The following is a 14119-nucleotide window of genomic DNA, read 5'->3' on the forward strand; positions in this document are numbered from 1 at the left end:
ATTGGTTGCAGTGCTGCCTGCCCGGTGTGAGCTTGTATAGCAAGGGCGGAGGGTGGACGCAATTTCCTCCTGAAACAGTCCGTCATTCGGCGGTTATGTCATTTCGATCTGAAGCTTATGCACAACGGGAAGCTGCATCGGGGCGCCTGCGAGGGATTTTGTGGACGCGTTCTCGTTTTGTTCGCAAATCCCTGTTTTACAGGTTTTTTATTTATATGAACAAAAAATGACCAGCGCTGTTAATGGCTCGTAACAGGCGTGGATATTGGATCCATGATAAATCCATCAACAGAGTTATCCACAGGTTGGAGCGTTTAAGCGCGTTCGGCCAATAGCAGCAAATTACGGGGTGTGAGTGGGGCTGCGCAAAAAGTGCCGAGACGTACAGCGTAACCTTGTTCTTCCAGAAAAACGGCTCGGTCCAGATTCAGCCAAAGCTCCAGTGGCCGTCGGAACAATCCTCGAAGTAACTCCAGGTTTCGAACTTCGGCCAACCGCTGCCAACCGGCCGCTTCCAATGCTGACCAATCTGGCGAGCCGATTGTGGATAACTCTTTGAGCGCGGCTAGATCGCGACAGTAATCGGCGAACGGTTTATCCAGCCAGGCACTGGGCAGAGATGGCGTCGGCAGGTATTCGTCGACGCCGCGCACTTGGCGTTGCAGCAGATCGAATGCCAAACGACGGGCCATCGAGGTGTCACGCTGGCGTCGGACTCGTGCACCGGCGGTGACGGTTTCGCTCATCGGCAGCGCCAGATCCTCCAACGAGAGTTGTAGGAGCGATCGCGATCCGGCGCGGGACAATGCCTGATATTCGCTGCGTTCGATGCGGTTGTAGCAGCAGGGTGCGATCGCCATTTGCTGGCAACCGGCAGCGCTGGCCAGTTGCATCAGACGTACATGCAAATCGCCGCAGGCGTGGAGAGCGACGGGCGTGTGAGTTGAGCTCAATACGGCAGAGGCATCAGTCGCCAGTACGTCTTGCTCCACATGCAAAGCGTGCAAGTGATGACGCTGACTTAACGCCTGACCGCTGGCGACCAATAAAGGATCGTATTCAACGCAAGTCAGTTGCTGCCCCGCGCCCAACAAGCGTCGTCCCAAATGCCCCTTGCCCGAACACCAGTCCAGCCAATGCGTCGGCTGCGAGGCGAAAGACAAACGACTGGCAAACGCCTCGATCTGCTGCCACTTGCGTCCCGGCACATCGACATTCAATCGATGGCCGGCGGCTTCCAGCGCGTGGCCCGGCAACTCACCCACCGCGCTCAACTCAGCCGACAACGCCGCCAATGAGGCGAACGGCTCCGGCGCATCAGCAAGATCAGCAGGTTGGTTGTGAGCGTTTTCTGCGTCTTCCAGCGACCGTCCGCGTAGCCACAAGGCCAGCTCCGGGTAGGACGCTTCCCAGGCAAGCGAAAGATGAGTGAACGGTCGAGGTTTCCACAGCGCTTGATGGGCTGTGAGAAAATCATCCAGCGCCGTGAAACGGGCGAGTAAGTCCTCGCCCGTCAGCACGTGGGAAATGTCAGCGCTCTTGGCAGGCATCGACGCGCAGCCAGCGCTCCAGCAGCTTGAAGCCGCGTACGAGAACGTAAGCCATCAGCAGATAGAACACGCCAGCAGCGAAGAAGATCTCTACCGGCAGATAGGTGCGGGCGATGATTGTGCGTGCCATGCCGGTCAGCTCCAGCAAAGTCACGGTGCTGGCCAGCGCACTGGCCTTGAGCATCAGGATCACTTCGTTGCTGTAGGCCGGCAGGCCGATGCGCGCGGCACGCGGGAGGATGATGTAGAACATCGCTTTGGGCTTGGACATGCCCAAAGCCCGCGCCGCTTCGATTTCGCCGGGTGGAATCGCCTGAATCGCCCCGCGCAAGATCTCGGCGATGTACGCCGCCGTGTGCAGGGTCATGGTCACGGTCGCACACCAGAACGGATCGCGCAGGTACGGCCACAAGGCGCTTTCGCGCACCGCGTCGAACTGCGCCAGGCCGTAGTAGACCAGGAACAGCTGAACCAGCAGCGGCGTGCCACGGAAAAAGAAGATGTAAGCGTAAGGCAGCGAGCGTACGTACCACAGCTTCGAAGAGCGGGCGATGCCCAGCGGAATCGCCAGCAGCAGGCCGGCAATCACGGCGATGGCCACCAGTTCCAGGGTCAGGGTCGCGCCCTGCGCCAGTTTCGGCAGCCACTTGATGATGACTTCCCAGTTCATTAAGCGCTCCTCGCAAAGCCGCGAGCGGCGCGTTTTTCCAGGAAGTGCATGCCGGTCATCGCCAGCACGGTCAGGCCCAGGTACATGATCGCGGCGACCATGTAGAAGGTGAACGGTTGTTTCGACACGGTCACGCCGATTTGCGCGTGACGCATGATTTCTTCCAGGCCGATCACCGAGACCAGTGCGGTGTCTTTCATCAGGATCATGAACAGATTGCCCAGGCCGGGCAGGGCGATGCGCCACATCTGCGGCATGATCAACCGGGTGAAGATCCGCCATTTCGATAGACCCAGGGCCTGGCCGGCCTCACGGTGGCCTTTGGGAATGGCGAGGATCGCACCACGGAACACTTCCGTGGCGTAGGCGCCGAAGCACAGTCCGAGTGCGATCACACCGGCGGCGAAGGCGTTGAGTTGCAGGTCGGGGTTGCCGAAGAACTCACCGAGGGCGCGCATCAGGTTGACCGTACCGAAGTAGATCAACAGCACCCAGAGCAATTCCGGGACGCCACGCACCAGGGTCGAATAAGTGCTGCCAAGCCATTGCAGTGGCTTGTACGGGGAAGTCTTGGCCAAGGCGCCGAGCAGCCCGAGCACCAGTCCCAGGCACAGGGCGGTGAGAGCCAGTTGGACGGTCATCAGCGCGCCGGCAGCGAGGGCCGGGCCGAATCCGTAGAGGTCGATAATCATGGGTTTCTGTTCAAATTGCGGCAGGCAAAGTCGGGAGATGGCGCCGTTGCATCACGGCGCCAGTCCCACAGGTCAGGATCAGTAGATGCTGAACGGGAAGTACTTGTCGTTGATCTTCTTGTAGGTACCGTCGGCGACGATTTCCTTCAGGGCGGCGTTCAGCTTCTCACGCAGTGGGTCACCTTTACGCACAGCGATGCCGATCTTGTCGCTTTCTACGACTGGGTCGCCTTTGAACTCGTAGTTCTTGCCGGCGTCGCTTTTCAGCCAGTCATAGTTGGCGTACTTGTCGGCGAGGATCGCGTCGACGCGACCGGAGGTCAGGTCGAGGTAGGCGTTTTCCTGGGTGTCGTAGAGGCTGACCTTGATGTCATCCGCGTAGGTGTCTTCCAGCCAGGTACCGGCCAGGGTCGCACGCTGGGTACCGATGGTCTTGCCTTTCAGCGAGTCCTTGTCGGTTTTGAAGTCGACGTTTTTTGGCGCGATGAACTGCAGCTTGTTCGAGTAGTACGGTTCGGTGAAGTCCACCGCGCCTTTGCGCTCGTCGGTGATCGACAGCGAGGAGATCAGGAAGTCGAACTTCTTCGCGTTCAGGGCCGGGATGATGCCGTCCCAGTCGGAAGTGACCACGGTGCACTCGACTTTCATCTTCGCGCATAGAGCGTCGCCGATGTCTTTGTCGAAGCCGACCACGTTGCCGCTGGCATCTTTATTGTTGAACGGCGGATAGGCCGCTTCAATGCCCATCTTCAGGGTTTCAGCCATGGCACCGGCGCTGAACGCGAGGGTGACGGCGGCGGCCAGGAAGACCTTCTTGAAATTCTGCATGCATGTTGCTCCGTTAGCGGTTGCTGGACATGAATTGTTTGCAGCGCGCCGAAAGCGGGTTTTCGAACACCTGCTGAGGCGATCCTTGCTCTTCTATAAGGCCTTGGTGAAGGAACACCACTTCGCTGGAAACCTGACGGGCAAAGCCCATTTCGTGGGTCACGAGCAGCATGGTGCGGCCTTCTTCGGCCAGTGCGCGGATGACACTAAGTACTTCCTGAACCATTTCCGGGTCAAGCGCCGAGGTGGGCTCGTCGAACAGGATAACCTTCGGTTGCATCGCCAGCGTGCGGGCGATTGCTGCGCGCTGTTGCTGGCCGCCGGACAGTTGCGCCGGGTAGGCGTGGCGCTTGTCGGCGATGCCGACCTTGGCCAGCAGCGCTTCAGCGACTTCGATCGCTTCGGCTTTGCTCTGGCCGAGCACGCGGCGCGGTGCCTCGATGATGTTGTCGAGGATGCTCATGTGCGGCCACAGATTAAAGTTTTGAAACACAAAACCAATCTCGGAGCGCAGGCGATTGATCTGTTTGCCATCGGCGGCAACCAGTTCGCCATTCTTGGCGGCCTTGAGCTTGAGTTCTTCACCGGCCACCAGAATCTGGCCCTGGTGCGGGTTTTCCAACAGGTTGATGCAACGCAGGAACGTGGACTTGCCGGAACCGGAGGAACCGAGGATCGAGATCACATCGCCGTCGCGGGCGGTCAGCGAGATGCCTTTGAGCACCTCCAGCTGTCCGTAGCGTTTGTGCAAGTTGCGGATTTCAAGCGCGGGCGTGGCCTCAGCCATGTGCGTTCCTCATATATGTTGCGCTCCTGCTGTTGGATGGCCTTCCTGGCGAGGCGGCCAAGCTAGCATAGCGTTTCAATGGCAGCCAACAGCGCTACGAGCGGTTAACGGGTGGCATGTGGCAGGTTGTCGCATCGGCACAGCAGACTGTCGCCCCATCAACAACCGAACGGGTGTTTGATCGTGCAAACCCGTGGGTGTCGCGTAAAAAAAGGCGCGATGTTGCCAGCTTTGGCGGGGTGTTGGAAGCGCTATCCGGCCGAACGTTCCGGATTCGCCCTTTTATTGTGCATCCCACACTTTTTCAGTGTGTTTCTGGTGCGCGAATTCGTCTTGAAAGTGAGTCGCAGGGTAACGCTCTGGCGAATAGCCATTAATCTCAAGGACTTGCGATGACCATCCGGTCGCGCGCAAAGCCGCGAGCCAAAAGACTTTGAAACATTTTGGCGCATTTATTGCGTGCAGAATCCGGAACGCCCTGTTGGTTTCTTTTTACGAGAAAGAACACACCAGGCAGGACGGACTGAATCGCTTTCCTTGCAAAGGTAGTTTCGATGAGCAGTACCCCAAGCTCCAATGGCCTCGAACAGGGGCTCAAACCGCGTCATGTGACCATGTTGTCGATCGCCGGTGTCATCGGCGCCGGTCTGTTCGTTGGCTCCGGCCACGCCATCGCTGCCGCCGGCCCTGCCGTGCTGCTGGCTTACGCCGCCGCCGGTACCCTGGTGGTGTTGGTGATGCGCATGCTCGGCGAAATGGCCGTTGCCTCGCCGGACACGGGCTCCTTCTCGACGTACGCCGACCGTGCCATCGGGCATTGGGCCGGTTTCACCATCGGCTGGTTGTACTGGTGGTTCTGGGTGTTGGTGATTCCGCTGGAAGCCAACGCCGCTGCGACCATCCTGCACGCATGGTTCCCTGACGTCGGCATCTGGGCGTTCGCGCTGGTCATCACCATGCTCCTGACCATCACCAACCTGTTCAGCGTGAAGAATTACGGCGAGTTCGAATTCTGGTTCGCGCTGATCAAAGTGCTGGCGATCATCGGCTTCATCATCCTCGGTCTGGCGGCGATCTTTGGCTTTCTGCCGAACAGCCAGGTCAGCGGCGTTTCGCACCTGTTCGACAGCGGCGGCTTCCTGCCAAACGGTATGGGCGCGGTGCTGGGTGCAATCCTGACCACCATGTTCTCCTTCATGGGTACCGAAATCGTGACCATCGCGGCCGCGGAATCGAAGAACCCGGGCAAGCAGATCTCCAAGGCCACCAACTCGGTGATCTGGCGGATTGGCTTGTTCTATCTCGTGTCGATCTTCATCGTTGTCGCCCTGGTGCCGTGGAACGATCCTACGCTGGCCAACCTCGGTTCCTACCAGACCGTGCTTGAGCGCATGGGCATCCCGAACGCCAAGATGATCGTCGACATCGTGGTGCTGGTCGCCGTGACCAGCTGCCTGAACTCGGCGCTGTATACCTCGTCGCGCATGCTCTTCTCGCTCGGCAAGCGTGGCGATGCCCCGGCCATGGCGACGCGGGTGAACAAAAGCGGTACGCCTTACTGGGCGGTGATGCTGTCCACCGGCGCAGCGTTCCTGTGCACCTTCGCCAACTACGTGGCCCCGGCGGCGGTGTTCGAATTCCTGTTGGCCAGCTCCGGTGCAATCGCTCTGTTGGTGTATCTGGTGATCGCATTCTCGCAGCTGCGCATGCGTAAACAGCGTATGGCGCGCGGCGAGAAAATCGTCTTCAGCATGTGGCTGTTTCCGGGCCTGACCTACGCGGTGATCATCTTCATCGTCGCGGCCCTGACCATCATGCTGTTCCAGGAAGCGCATCGCGTGGAGATCCTCGCGACTGGTTTGCTGAGTTTGATGGTGGTGGCTGCCGGTCTGTTGGTGGCACGCCGTCGCAAGCTGGAAAAACGTGGCGCGGTGGTGTTGAACTGATCCGTAACGCGTAATGCAAAACGGCCGCTGTCAGTAATGACGAGCGGCCGTTTTTGTTTTTGAGCGTGGTTTATTCGCTCTTGTCTTCCTGCGCTTCCACCGACTTGCCATAAGCATCCAGCGCAACCCCGAAATCGGTGATGAACTGCGGTTCGCTCAGCCAAGCCTGGGCCTCTTCGATCGTTGCGCCTTCAGCCCACATGCGGTAGTCGATCAGCATGTCGGCGGCCAGGTGGGTGGCGGCCATGCCTTCGTTGTCGGCGTTTTCCATGTCCAGCAGCTCTGGATGGTCAACGATGACGAACGCCAGTTCGCGCAGCAGGGTCAGCAGCATTTCGTTGCGGCTGACGGCTTCGGCGTCGCGCATTTTGCTGAACATCGCCAGGACGTATTCCGGCACCGGCTCGGCGAGGTGGTCGAGGTCTTCGTCCTGGTCCAGCGGCTTGCGGCCGACCATACGGATTTGCTTGGCTTTGGCCTTGGCGCGTTTGGCGCGTTTCTGTTGCTTGTTCAGGGATGCCATGGGAACTCAGTTCTTCTGTTGGGTTTGCGCGGCGATCGCGTCGGACGCCGCTACATAGTCGGCCTGGAAGGCCGGGGATTCGATCCACGCCAGCGCGCCGGCTTCGTCGGTTTCCTGCGACCACTGGCGATACTCGATCAGTGCGGCGAGGATGAAATCCATCGCGCCTTCTTCGCCTTCCTGCTCATAGACCAGTTCCAGCAGCGGGTCTTCGAGAAAGGCGGTGCACAGCGCTTGCTGGCTGATCTTCTCGGCGTCGATCATTTTCTTGAACAGCTCGGTCAGGTCTACCGATTCGAAATCAATGCGGTCGTCGTTCGGGTCCAGCTCGACCGGCGCCTCGGCGCGCTTGGTGCGGTTCTGCTTGGCCTTGGCTTTGGCCCGGGTGGCGCGTTTTTGCTGCTTGTTGGCGGAGGCCATGATGTGTTCCGTCGTGCGTTGAGAGGGGCTCAGCTGCGCGGGACTTGCCGCCCGGGTGTGTCGGGGGCCAGTGCACCGGTTTGCAGCCAGGTCAGAGCGATGGGCCATAGTGTGGCTTGGTATGCGCTGCGAAAAAAGGCGAAATGTCCGACTTGTTGTTCGCCGATGTCCTGCGGCTCGATACGCAGGTGGGTTTTTGCCGCGTTGTCGAAGTAACCGAGCAGGCGTTCGATGGCTGGAATCGTGCCGTAGGGATCGTCGCTGATACTGATCGCCAGAGTCTGTGCGCGGACATTGGCGAAGGGCAGGGCGCCGGTTTTTTTCATCAGCGCGCGACCACTGGGGCGCCGCTCGTAACGCGCGGCAGGCGTGCTCCAGTCGCGTACAACGCCGGTCGGCGTATCTTCCAGCCAGCCGAGTCGCTTGCCGGGGAAGAAGCCGCAGAACAGCGTCAGTAACGGCATCACCACATGCCATTTGCCGAACATCCGCCAGCGATGTTCCGGCGCGTAGTCGCGCCAGTAAGCGAACTGCGCGCCGACTGTTACCAGCCGTCGGATAACCTGCCCGGATTCGCCCAGACCTGCCGCGCAACCGCCAAAGCTGTGGCCGACTACATCGATCGGCTGCCCGGGAAACTCCCGTTGCGCGCGTTTGAGCATCGCTTCGAAATCCAATGCGCCCCAATCTGTCCACGAGGCGTTCAAGCCTTTGATCGACGCGGATCGTGATTCGCCGATGCCGCGGTAGTCGTAGGTCATCACGTCGAAGCCGTTTGCGAACAGATAAGCCGCGAAACGCGAGTAGTGGCGGCAACGTACCGACGTGGCGGCGCTGATGATCACTACCGGGCGTTGGCTATCAGGCAATAACTGACGCCAGGTAAAACCGCCAAGTGCAAAACCGTCGGCGGCAGCTTCTTTGAAAGGCTCACCTTGCTCAGCAGTCAAGGTTGGCGACCCTGACTGCATGTCTTGCCTTGCGGGCGTGTCCTGACAGCTCATGACGCTCGACCTTGAAGAGTAAGCTGACAACGATAGTCTCAGCGCCGCCCGGCAACAATCCGCAAGTTTTACTCGGTGGATTGAGTGAGCCTGCGCTCTTCGATCAACGCCTGCTCGCGATTGAGTTCCGCGCGTAACTCGTCTTCACTCGGCAGGATCGTCTTGTAACTGCTGGCAAACAGTTGCTCATTGCCCTTGAGCATTGAGTAGCGCGCCACCGAGTCGTTGCTCTCGGCAGACAGAATAATCCCGACTGTCGGCTTGTCGCCCTCGCTGCGCATGAGTTCGTCGTACATGCGCACATACATGTCCATCTGCCCGACATCGCGGGCGCTGAGCTTGCCGCGCTTGAGATCAATGATCACAAAGCATTTGAGCAGGTAGTTGTAGAACACCAGATCGATGTACAGATCGACGCCGTCGGTACTGATGCGTTGTTGGCGGGCGACAAAGGAAAAGCCTTTGCCCAGCTCGAGAAGAAAGCTCTGGAGATGGTCGATGAGGGCTTGTTCGAGACCGTCTTCCCTGTCCTTGCCCGTACGCCGGGCTCCCTCTTGTTCAAACTCGACAATATGCCTGCCGATCTGCCAGCAGGTTTGCACTTGAATCGTGTCCACCGCACGCAGCACTTTTTGCCGCGCCTGGCGAATCAGTTCGCCCAGCTCCCCCAGCAACGAATCGATTTTCGGGTCTTGCGTGTCAGCAGGTTTTAGCGGGCTCATTGGCTCTTCCACATCGTTGGATACAGGCGTCAAAGCATGCCAAGAGTCGCCGCGTGGGGATGTCGGGCGAGCCGGTTAAATGGGACGGAAGAAGGGTTTGATGTTGCAGGACGTTGCCGCTGAAAGATGCGTCAGAGAGCAATGGTCTGTAGTCCATTTCGTACACGCGCCAAGTTCCAAACAATCTAAAACCCACCCGGATACGCAAAATCTAAAAGGAGTAACGGTTGGGTTCTGCAAGAACCCGGGAGTCGTGATCATGAAACGCGTTCTTTCATTCATGCTGCCCATCGCCGCAGTCGCTGCACTGTTGTTTCCGGTGATGTTGCAGGCAGCCAGTCTTGAACCTATCGACAGTGCCGGGGTGCAAGTTCAGCAGCAACAACAGAACGGCGTCACTTATCTGGCCGGCGGGATCGGTGAGGATGAGGCGAAGGCTATTCAACAAACCAGCGGTTACAACCTGCACATGACATTCGCCGTGGGCGCGCAAGACGAGTACACCGCTGATGTCGATGTAATGATTCAGAAGTCGCCAGGGCAAACCGTGCTGATGCTTAACCAGACAGGCCCGTTGGTATACGTGCAACTACCACCCGGCAAGTACACGGTGGTGGCCACGCGCAAAGGCGAAACGCGGCATGATGTGACCGACGTTGGCAGCGGCACGGCGCGCAATCTGGTGTTCCACTGGAATGACGCAGGTTAGCGATGGATGTGATTGCAAAGTCGAGGCGCGGGTACAATCCCGCGCCTCATCTTTGTGACGTAAGGAAACGCTGGTTTGAAAGGGATTTTGCGTACGGTTGGTGTCATCGGCCTGGTATTGCAGTTGGCAGGCTGCGGAACGTTTATCGGGCGTTTGAATGACGGTTTGTCCGATGCTCAGTATTACCGAGGCGTTGATGGCAACCTTCATCTACTGGGTGTGCGTGGCGGCGGCAGCGATGGCATGCCGGCGGCGATCGTCTGTTACATGATGATTGTCTGTCCGGTCATCACCGTCGTATCCCTGCCAGTGGATGCCGCGCTGGATACGGTTCTGCTGCCGATCGATTACATCAATACGCTTTAGGTTTTCTTTGCGCGGCGTTTGCTTTTCGGCGTGTGCACGGGCTCTTGAACCTTGCGATAGATCCACACGCCGAACACACCCACTGCCAGCAGAAACACTGTGCCAACGCTCTGCCAGACAAACTCGAACCAGAACAGCCGCGGTTGCAGGGCCAGGGTGTAAGTGCTGCGCGGGCCGCGATTATTGGTGGTGATAGAGCCGGTGATCCAGCTGTCGACCAGCATCCAGATCGATAACCCGATGGCTAAAGTAATCAGCAGCGCGGCCAGGACGGTCAGCCAATACGTCACGCGGCTTGGCCGATAGGGTGGCGGATGGGGCAAGGGGATGCGCGTTTTCCTTTGGTTCATGACGCTTGTGACCTGTTTCCGGGATTGATGAACCGCGCTATCTCGCTTGCCAACTCCACTGCGCGCGGCGGGTTTTCCCTGAGCCACGTTGATACCGCGTGGTCGCAGCCTGGCAGGACGATTTTTTTCAACTGATCAGGTGCCAGGCTCTTTTCAATGGCCTCGATGACTTCGTACGGAATCGCGCTGTTGATCGCGCGAGCGCCCATTTGCTGTATCCCGGCAGACGTACCAGCGATCCCGCCAAAAGTGGTTGCCTGAAGACCATCGTATTCGCCGATCACCAGCAAGACTTCCCCGTCGAACGTGCGCAGGAACTCCAGCGATGGCGAGTCAAGAAAACCGTAAGGCACCGAAATGGCGCTTTTGAAGGGTGACCCAAACGCTTGCTGCCAGGCTGCCTCCGCGTACAGGGCGGGACAGAACAGCACGATGCGTCTGACTGAAGCGCGATGTGCTTGCGCTACCTTGAGCGCCAGTGCGCCCCCCAGACTGTGACCGATCACTGTGCTGAGTTCGGCGCCAAGATGATCGGCAAACTGCAAAGCCTCCTGAAGGTTCTGCGCCAGTGAAGTGTCTTCAAGGGCAACATCGGCGCTGGGGCCGTGGCCGGAAAGATTGAAGCTCAGGCTGGCAATTCCCTGCGCCTGCAAGGGATACAGGATGGCGTTGAGTCGCGAATAGTCAGAGCGGGCACCGTGAATGGCCAGCACTTTCGGCGTTGACGCTGCTGCGGCGGAACCGGCCAATACGCGACCTTCCAGTTGGTAGCCGGCGAAGGTGTGCGCAAAGAAAAACTCAGGGCCGGTTGGCGCCTCGTCAAACTGCAACCGAGAGCGAAGTCGCGACGCGCCGGTCAGCGCCAACCGATTGATCACAGGGCAGCCAGGGTGTGCAGGACTGCAACACGCAATGGATTGGTCTCCACACTCAGCAACTTGATCGCCAGGGCGCAGCAGACCACGATCAACATGGGTTTGATCAAACGTGGGCCGACGCGGACAGCCGCTCTGGCGCCCAGTTGTGCACCGAGGAAAGCTGCCAGAGCCATGGCAATCGCAATCGGCCAGATGATCACGCCTTTGGTGATGAAGACTGACAGCGAGCCCAGGTTGCACGACGCGTTGGCCAGTTTGGTGAAACTCATGGCCCGCATCATGCCAAGCCCGCAGAGCAGCACGAAACCGACGATAAAGAACGAGCCTACGCCCGGGCCGAAGATACCGTCGTAGAAGCCCAGGATCGGCGCCACGGTGAACGAGAACAGCAGAATGCCGATTCGCTTGCGTCGATCCTCATTGGCCAGTTTCGGCGAGAGCGCAAAGTAGATCGCCACCAGAATAAGCATGACGGGCACGCACACTTCCAGATAGCGCTTATCAATCGAACTGACCAACAGCGCCCCGCTGGCGCCACCCAGGAATGCGCAGATAACCAGGAAGCGTCCTTCGCGCCATTCAATCATTCCCTTGCGAGCGAAAGTGACAGTGGCCGAGATAGTGGCCGAAGCAGCCTGGAACTTGTTTGTGGCTATCGCACTGATCGGGTCGACACCGGCCAGAAACAGGGCAGGCAAAGTAATCAAGCCGCCACCCCCGGCAATCGCATCAAAAAAACCGGCGCAAAATGCCACAAGCGCCAACATGCCAATTACATCCCAAGCCATTACGTTTTCCCTTTTATAGTTATTGGCCAGTCATCCACATGACTGGCCATTCAACAGCCTTGCCGTGCGGTGAATATCAGCCCTGTATCAGCAGCGGATCGTCTGAAATGACAATCGGAGACGAGAACTTCGACAGGCCGAAGATGCGCACCAGTACACGTCGGTTGTCTTTGATGACATCGCGACAATGCAGCGCCCGGACGTTATTGATCACCATGGCCGACTCTTGCGTCAGTGTGTATTGAACCGGTGTTGCTTTACCCACGCTTTGGCAAAGTGCGGAATAAGCCTCTTTTACAAAATCCGAGGCGTTGTCGTTGACCGAAAAACGGTACGAGTTGAATCGCGCGGCGAATCCGACGTTGTCATCGAACTCCAGAATCGAAACATTGCGGCCATCCTCGCCCTTGCCGTTGACGAAAGAATCACTCCGTGTGAACTGGAAGCTGCCCGTTGTGAGTGCGAGGCATCCGGTGACGCCGATTTCATCCAGCAAGGGTGGCAATGGAATCACCGAGGTGGGCTCCAGGCTTGGATTCCATAGCGCCGACAGTATCAACGACGAGGGCGAGGGCGAATGCCCGTCCTGCGCGTTCACAGCACACCAGTACGGCGCTTCGGTGTGGGGGCCGAGGGCGAGACCGGAATGGGAGCTCAGCTCTTTGATTTCCGGTTCGTCATTGATTTTGGTCAGTCCGCCGCCCTTGAAGTTAGCGACGATTCGGACCAGTTTGCCTTCGTTGTCCATGTCGTAGGCGAAGGAGCTGTTATCCACCAGTTTCAACAGAATCTGATTGCGTGCCGCCAGACAAAGTACGTCGTAACGATTTTCCAGAGCGGCCAGCTCGGGCAGTTCATCCGGAGGGCTGGTGTCAGTGAATTTTTCCATGCCCTCAAAAATCAGCAGGGAAACGAGGCCGTCGGAGTACGCGCCAAGCAGTTCACACTGATCCTTGGAAAACGAAAACTTCAGCTCGGTCGCTGCCAGCGAGGCCTTGGACTTGGCACCTGCGGCTTGTGGTCCGCCCATGGCTGCCAACGCTTCAGAGAAGGTGTGCAGCAGCTTTGCTTGTTGCTTATCAAAACTGAAAGTTCTGACTTCCTGTTCAACTAAAGACTCAACGGTTTTATTAGTGTGTTGTAGGACTTCGGTCATTGTTTACATCCCTGTCGTATCCGCTCCCCTTATATTTTTTGTGGGAGCTGTTGGCTGTTTCGATGCTGCAATGCGTGCCGAGCGCACGCACTGATGCGGACGTGGGCGAGTTGATACAGGTCTGGTTTTTTCGGGAGGGCACAGGGCGCTGCGACGCGACAGTTCAAACAAATGCTGAATGCCTGGTCAGTGTTTGCTGTCGCTTGCCTGACAGCTGAAACAACAGCAGATGACCTGCGCTGAGGTCTTGTCCTCCATGACAACTTTTTGATGGGTGTTAGTTCTGCGAGCGTTCCTGCTCGCAGACGCAACTGTCCGGGTGCCTGCAACAACCTCGGTAGATTCCCGATGCTGGAGGGCGCGGAGTGCGTTAATTGGGTGATGCGTTAAATGCTGATCGTCAGGGCTGAAGTGCCCGGCGATTATTCCGGGCAGTCAACAATGACCTGCCGGAAAAGCTGACGGAGCCTAACATCAAAATAATGGCCAGCAAAAGCACTGCAAGAGGGGGTGAGGGACGGCTTATCAAATCGCAGGCATAAAAAAACCCTGAATCTTGCGATTCAGGGTTTTCGGTATTTGGTGCCCAGAGACGGAATCGAACCGCCGACACGGGGATTTTCAATCCCCTGCTCTACCGACTGAGCTATCTGGGCAACGGGGCGCATTAAAAGGGTTTTTCGGATTTACGTCAACGACTTTTTTAAAATTTCTTAAATTAATTCCGTCG

16 protein-coding genes and 1 tRNA gene are annotated in these 14119 nt (G+C 58.1%); 3 read left to right on the forward strand and 14 right to left on the reverse strand.

What is annotated here, in order from left to right:
* Positions 1-314: 314 nt before the first annotated feature.
* From CCX46_RS01525 to CCX46_RS01545, 5 genes are all read right to left on the reverse strand, one after another.
* Positions 315-1550 (reverse strand): methyltransferase, encoded by a 1236-nt coding sequence (locus CCX46_RS01525; RefSeq protein WP_127925473.1) that lies wholly within the window; start codon positions 1548-1550, stop codon positions 315-317.
* The gene (locus tag CCX46_RS01530; protein WP_127925474.1) at positions 1531-2220 is read right to left on the reverse strand and encodes an ABC transporter permease; all 690 of its coding nucleotides are present in this window, start codon (positions 2218-2220) and stop codon (positions 1531-1533) included. The genes CCX46_RS01525 and CCX46_RS01530 overlap by 20 nt, the downstream gene beginning before the upstream one ends.
* A complete protein-coding gene (locus CCX46_RS01535; protein ID WP_127925475.1) occupies positions 2220-2912 on the reverse strand; it encodes an ABC transporter permease in 693 nt (230 codons plus the stop codon). Before CCX46_RS01535 ends, CCX46_RS01530 begins: the two co-directional genes overlap by 1 nt.
* A gap of 78 nt (positions 2913-2990) precedes the next feature.
* The gene (locus CCX46_RS01540) at positions 2991-3740 is read right to left on the reverse strand and encodes an ABC transporter substrate-binding protein (RefSeq protein WP_127925476.1); all 750 of its coding nucleotides are present in this window, start codon (positions 3738-3740) and stop codon (positions 2991-2993) included.
* Positions 3741-3753: 13 nt separating this feature from the next.
* Complete coding sequence (locus tag CCX46_RS01545) at positions 3754-4527, reverse strand: ABC transporter ATP-binding protein (protein WP_007909167.1); 774 nt, start codon at positions 4525-4527, stop codon at positions 3754-3756.
* 554 nt (positions 4528-5081) lie between these two features.
* Between CCX46_RS01545 and gabP the strand changes: the two genes are divergently transcribed.
* On the forward strand, positions 5082-6473 hold the full coding sequence (gene gabP / locus CCX46_RS01550) for a GABA permease (RefSeq protein WP_127925477.1): 1392 nt from the start codon (positions 5082-5084) through the stop codon (positions 6471-6473).
* A gap of 70 nt (positions 6474-6543) precedes the next feature.
* On the opposite strand, the gene CCX46_RS01555 is transcribed toward gabP, so the two are convergent.
* From CCX46_RS01555 to CCX46_RS01570, 4 genes are all read right to left on the reverse strand, one after another.
* Positions 6544-6996, reverse strand: a complete 453-nt coding sequence (locus CCX46_RS01555; RefSeq protein WP_127925478.1) for a hypothetical protein — start codon at positions 6994-6996, stop codon at positions 6544-6546.
* Between the two features lie 6 nt (positions 6997-7002).
* Complete coding sequence (locus CCX46_RS01560) at positions 7003-7416, reverse strand: hypothetical protein (RefSeq protein WP_008080543.1); 414 nt, start codon at positions 7414-7416, stop codon at positions 7003-7005.
* Between the two features lie 29 nt (positions 7417-7445).
* Positions 7446-8420 (reverse strand): alpha/beta hydrolase family protein, encoded by a 975-nt coding sequence (locus tag CCX46_RS01565; RefSeq protein ID WP_127925479.1) that lies wholly within the window; start codon positions 8418-8420, stop codon positions 7446-7448.
* Positions 8421-8488: 68 nt separating this feature from the next.
* Positions 8489-9142, reverse strand: coding sequence for a PDDEXK nuclease domain-containing protein (locus CCX46_RS01570; RefSeq protein WP_127925480.1), 654 nt, complete (start codon positions 9140-9142; stop codon positions 8489-8491).
* A 259-nt stretch (positions 9143-9401) separates the two neighbouring features.
* On the opposite strand from CCX46_RS01570, the gene CCX46_RS01575 reads away from it, so the two are divergent.
* Positions 9402-9851: a carboxypeptidase regulatory-like domain-containing protein gene (locus CCX46_RS01575; protein WP_127925481.1), complete on the forward strand. Its 450-nt coding sequence runs from the start codon at positions 9402-9404 to the stop codon at positions 9849-9851.
* Between the two features lie 75 nt (positions 9852-9926).
* Positions 9927-10217 carry a YceK/YidQ family lipoprotein gene (locus CCX46_RS01580; RefSeq protein ID WP_127925482.1) on the forward strand — a complete coding sequence of 97 codons (291 nt, stop codon included), beginning with the start codon at positions 9927-9929 and terminating at the stop codon, positions 10215-10217.
* On the opposite strand, the gene CCX46_RS01585 is transcribed toward CCX46_RS01580, so the two are convergent.
* The 5 genes from CCX46_RS01585 to CCX46_RS01605 all read right to left on the reverse strand — a co-directional run bounded on the left by CCX46_RS01585 (position 10214) and on the right by CCX46_RS01605 (position 14045).
* Complete coding sequence (locus tag CCX46_RS01585) at positions 10214-10567, reverse strand: hypothetical protein (protein WP_127925483.1); 354 nt, start codon at positions 10565-10567, stop codon at positions 10214-10216. The two genes, CCX46_RS01580 and CCX46_RS01585, sit on opposite strands and share 4 nt — an antisense overlap.
* Positions 10564-11433, reverse strand: coding sequence for an alpha/beta hydrolase (locus CCX46_RS01590; protein WP_238704371.1), 870 nt, complete (start codon positions 11431-11433; stop codon positions 10564-10566). The genes CCX46_RS01585 and CCX46_RS01590 overlap by 4 nt, the downstream gene beginning before the upstream one ends.
* A gap of 8 nt (positions 11434-11441) precedes the next feature.
* On the reverse strand, positions 11442-12233 hold the full coding sequence (locus CCX46_RS01595) for a TSUP family transporter (RefSeq protein ID WP_007909181.1): 792 nt from the start codon (positions 12231-12233) through the stop codon (positions 11442-11444).
* A 76-nt stretch (positions 12234-12309) separates the two neighbouring features.
* Entirely contained in the window at positions 12310-13389 is a 1080-nt protein-coding gene (locus CCX46_RS01600) for a hypothetical protein (protein WP_127925485.1), read from the reverse strand.
* 580 nt (positions 13390-13969) lie between these two features.
* Positions 13970-14045: transfer RNA gene (locus CCX46_RS01605), tRNA-Phe, on the reverse strand.
* Positions 14046-14119: the final 74 nt, after the last annotated feature.

It is taken from the genome of Pseudomonas sp. RU47 (assembly GCF_004011755.1).
GTDB lineage: Bacteria > Pseudomonadota > Gammaproteobacteria > Pseudomonadales > Pseudomonadaceae > Aquipseudomonas.

Coding starts and splice junctions, on each gene's coding strand:
- CCX46_RS01525 (WP_127925473.1), bottom strand. CDS start 1,550: ATGCCTGCCAAGAGCGCTGACATTTCCCACGTGCTGACGGGCGAGGAC.
- CCX46_RS01530 (WP_127925474.1), bottom strand. CDS start 2,220: ATGAACTGGGAAGTCATCATCAAGTGGCTGCCGAAACTGGCGCAGGGC.
- CCX46_RS01535 (WP_127925475.1), bottom strand. CDS start 2,912: ATGATTATCGACCTCTACGGATTCGGCCCGGCCCTCGCTGCCGGCGCG.
- CCX46_RS01540 (WP_127925476.1), bottom strand. CDS start 3,740: ATGCAGAATTTCAAGAAGGTCTTCCTGGCCGCCGCCGTCACCCTCGCG.
- CCX46_RS01545 (WP_007909167.1), bottom strand. CDS start 4,527: ATGGCTGAGGCCACGCCCGCGCTTGAAATCCGCAACTTGCACAAACGC.
- gabP (WP_127925477.1), top strand. CDS start 5,082: ATGAGCAGTACCCCAAGCTCCAATGGCCTCGAACAGGGGCTCAAACCG.
- CCX46_RS01555 (WP_127925478.1), bottom strand. CDS start 6,996: ATGGCATCCCTGAACAAGCAACAGAAACGCGCCAAACGCGCCAAGGCC.
- CCX46_RS01560 (WP_008080543.1), bottom strand. CDS start 7,416: ATGGCCTCCGCCAACAAGCAGCAAAAACGCGCCACCCGGGCCAAAGCC.
- CCX46_RS01565 (WP_127925479.1), bottom strand. CDS start 8,420: ATGAGCTGTCAGGACACGCCCGCAAGGCAAGACATGCAGTCAGGGTCG.
- CCX46_RS01570 (WP_127925480.1), bottom strand. CDS start 9,142: ATGAGCCCGCTAAAACCTGCTGACACGCAAGACCCGAAAATCGATTCG.
- CCX46_RS01575 (WP_127925481.1), top strand. CDS start 9,402: ATGAAACGCGTTCTTTCATTCATGCTGCCCATCGCCGCAGTCGCTGCA.
- CCX46_RS01585 (WP_127925483.1), bottom strand. CDS start 10,567: ATGAACCAAAGGAAAACGCGCATCCCCTTGCCCCATCCGCCACCCTAT.
- CCX46_RS01595 (WP_007909181.1), bottom strand. CDS start 12,233: ATGGCTTGGGATGTAATTGGCATGTTGGCGCTTGTGGCATTTTGCGCC.
- CCX46_RS01600 (WP_127925485.1), bottom strand. CDS start 13,389: ATGACCGAAGTCCTACAACACACTAATAAAACCGTTGAGTCTTTAGTT.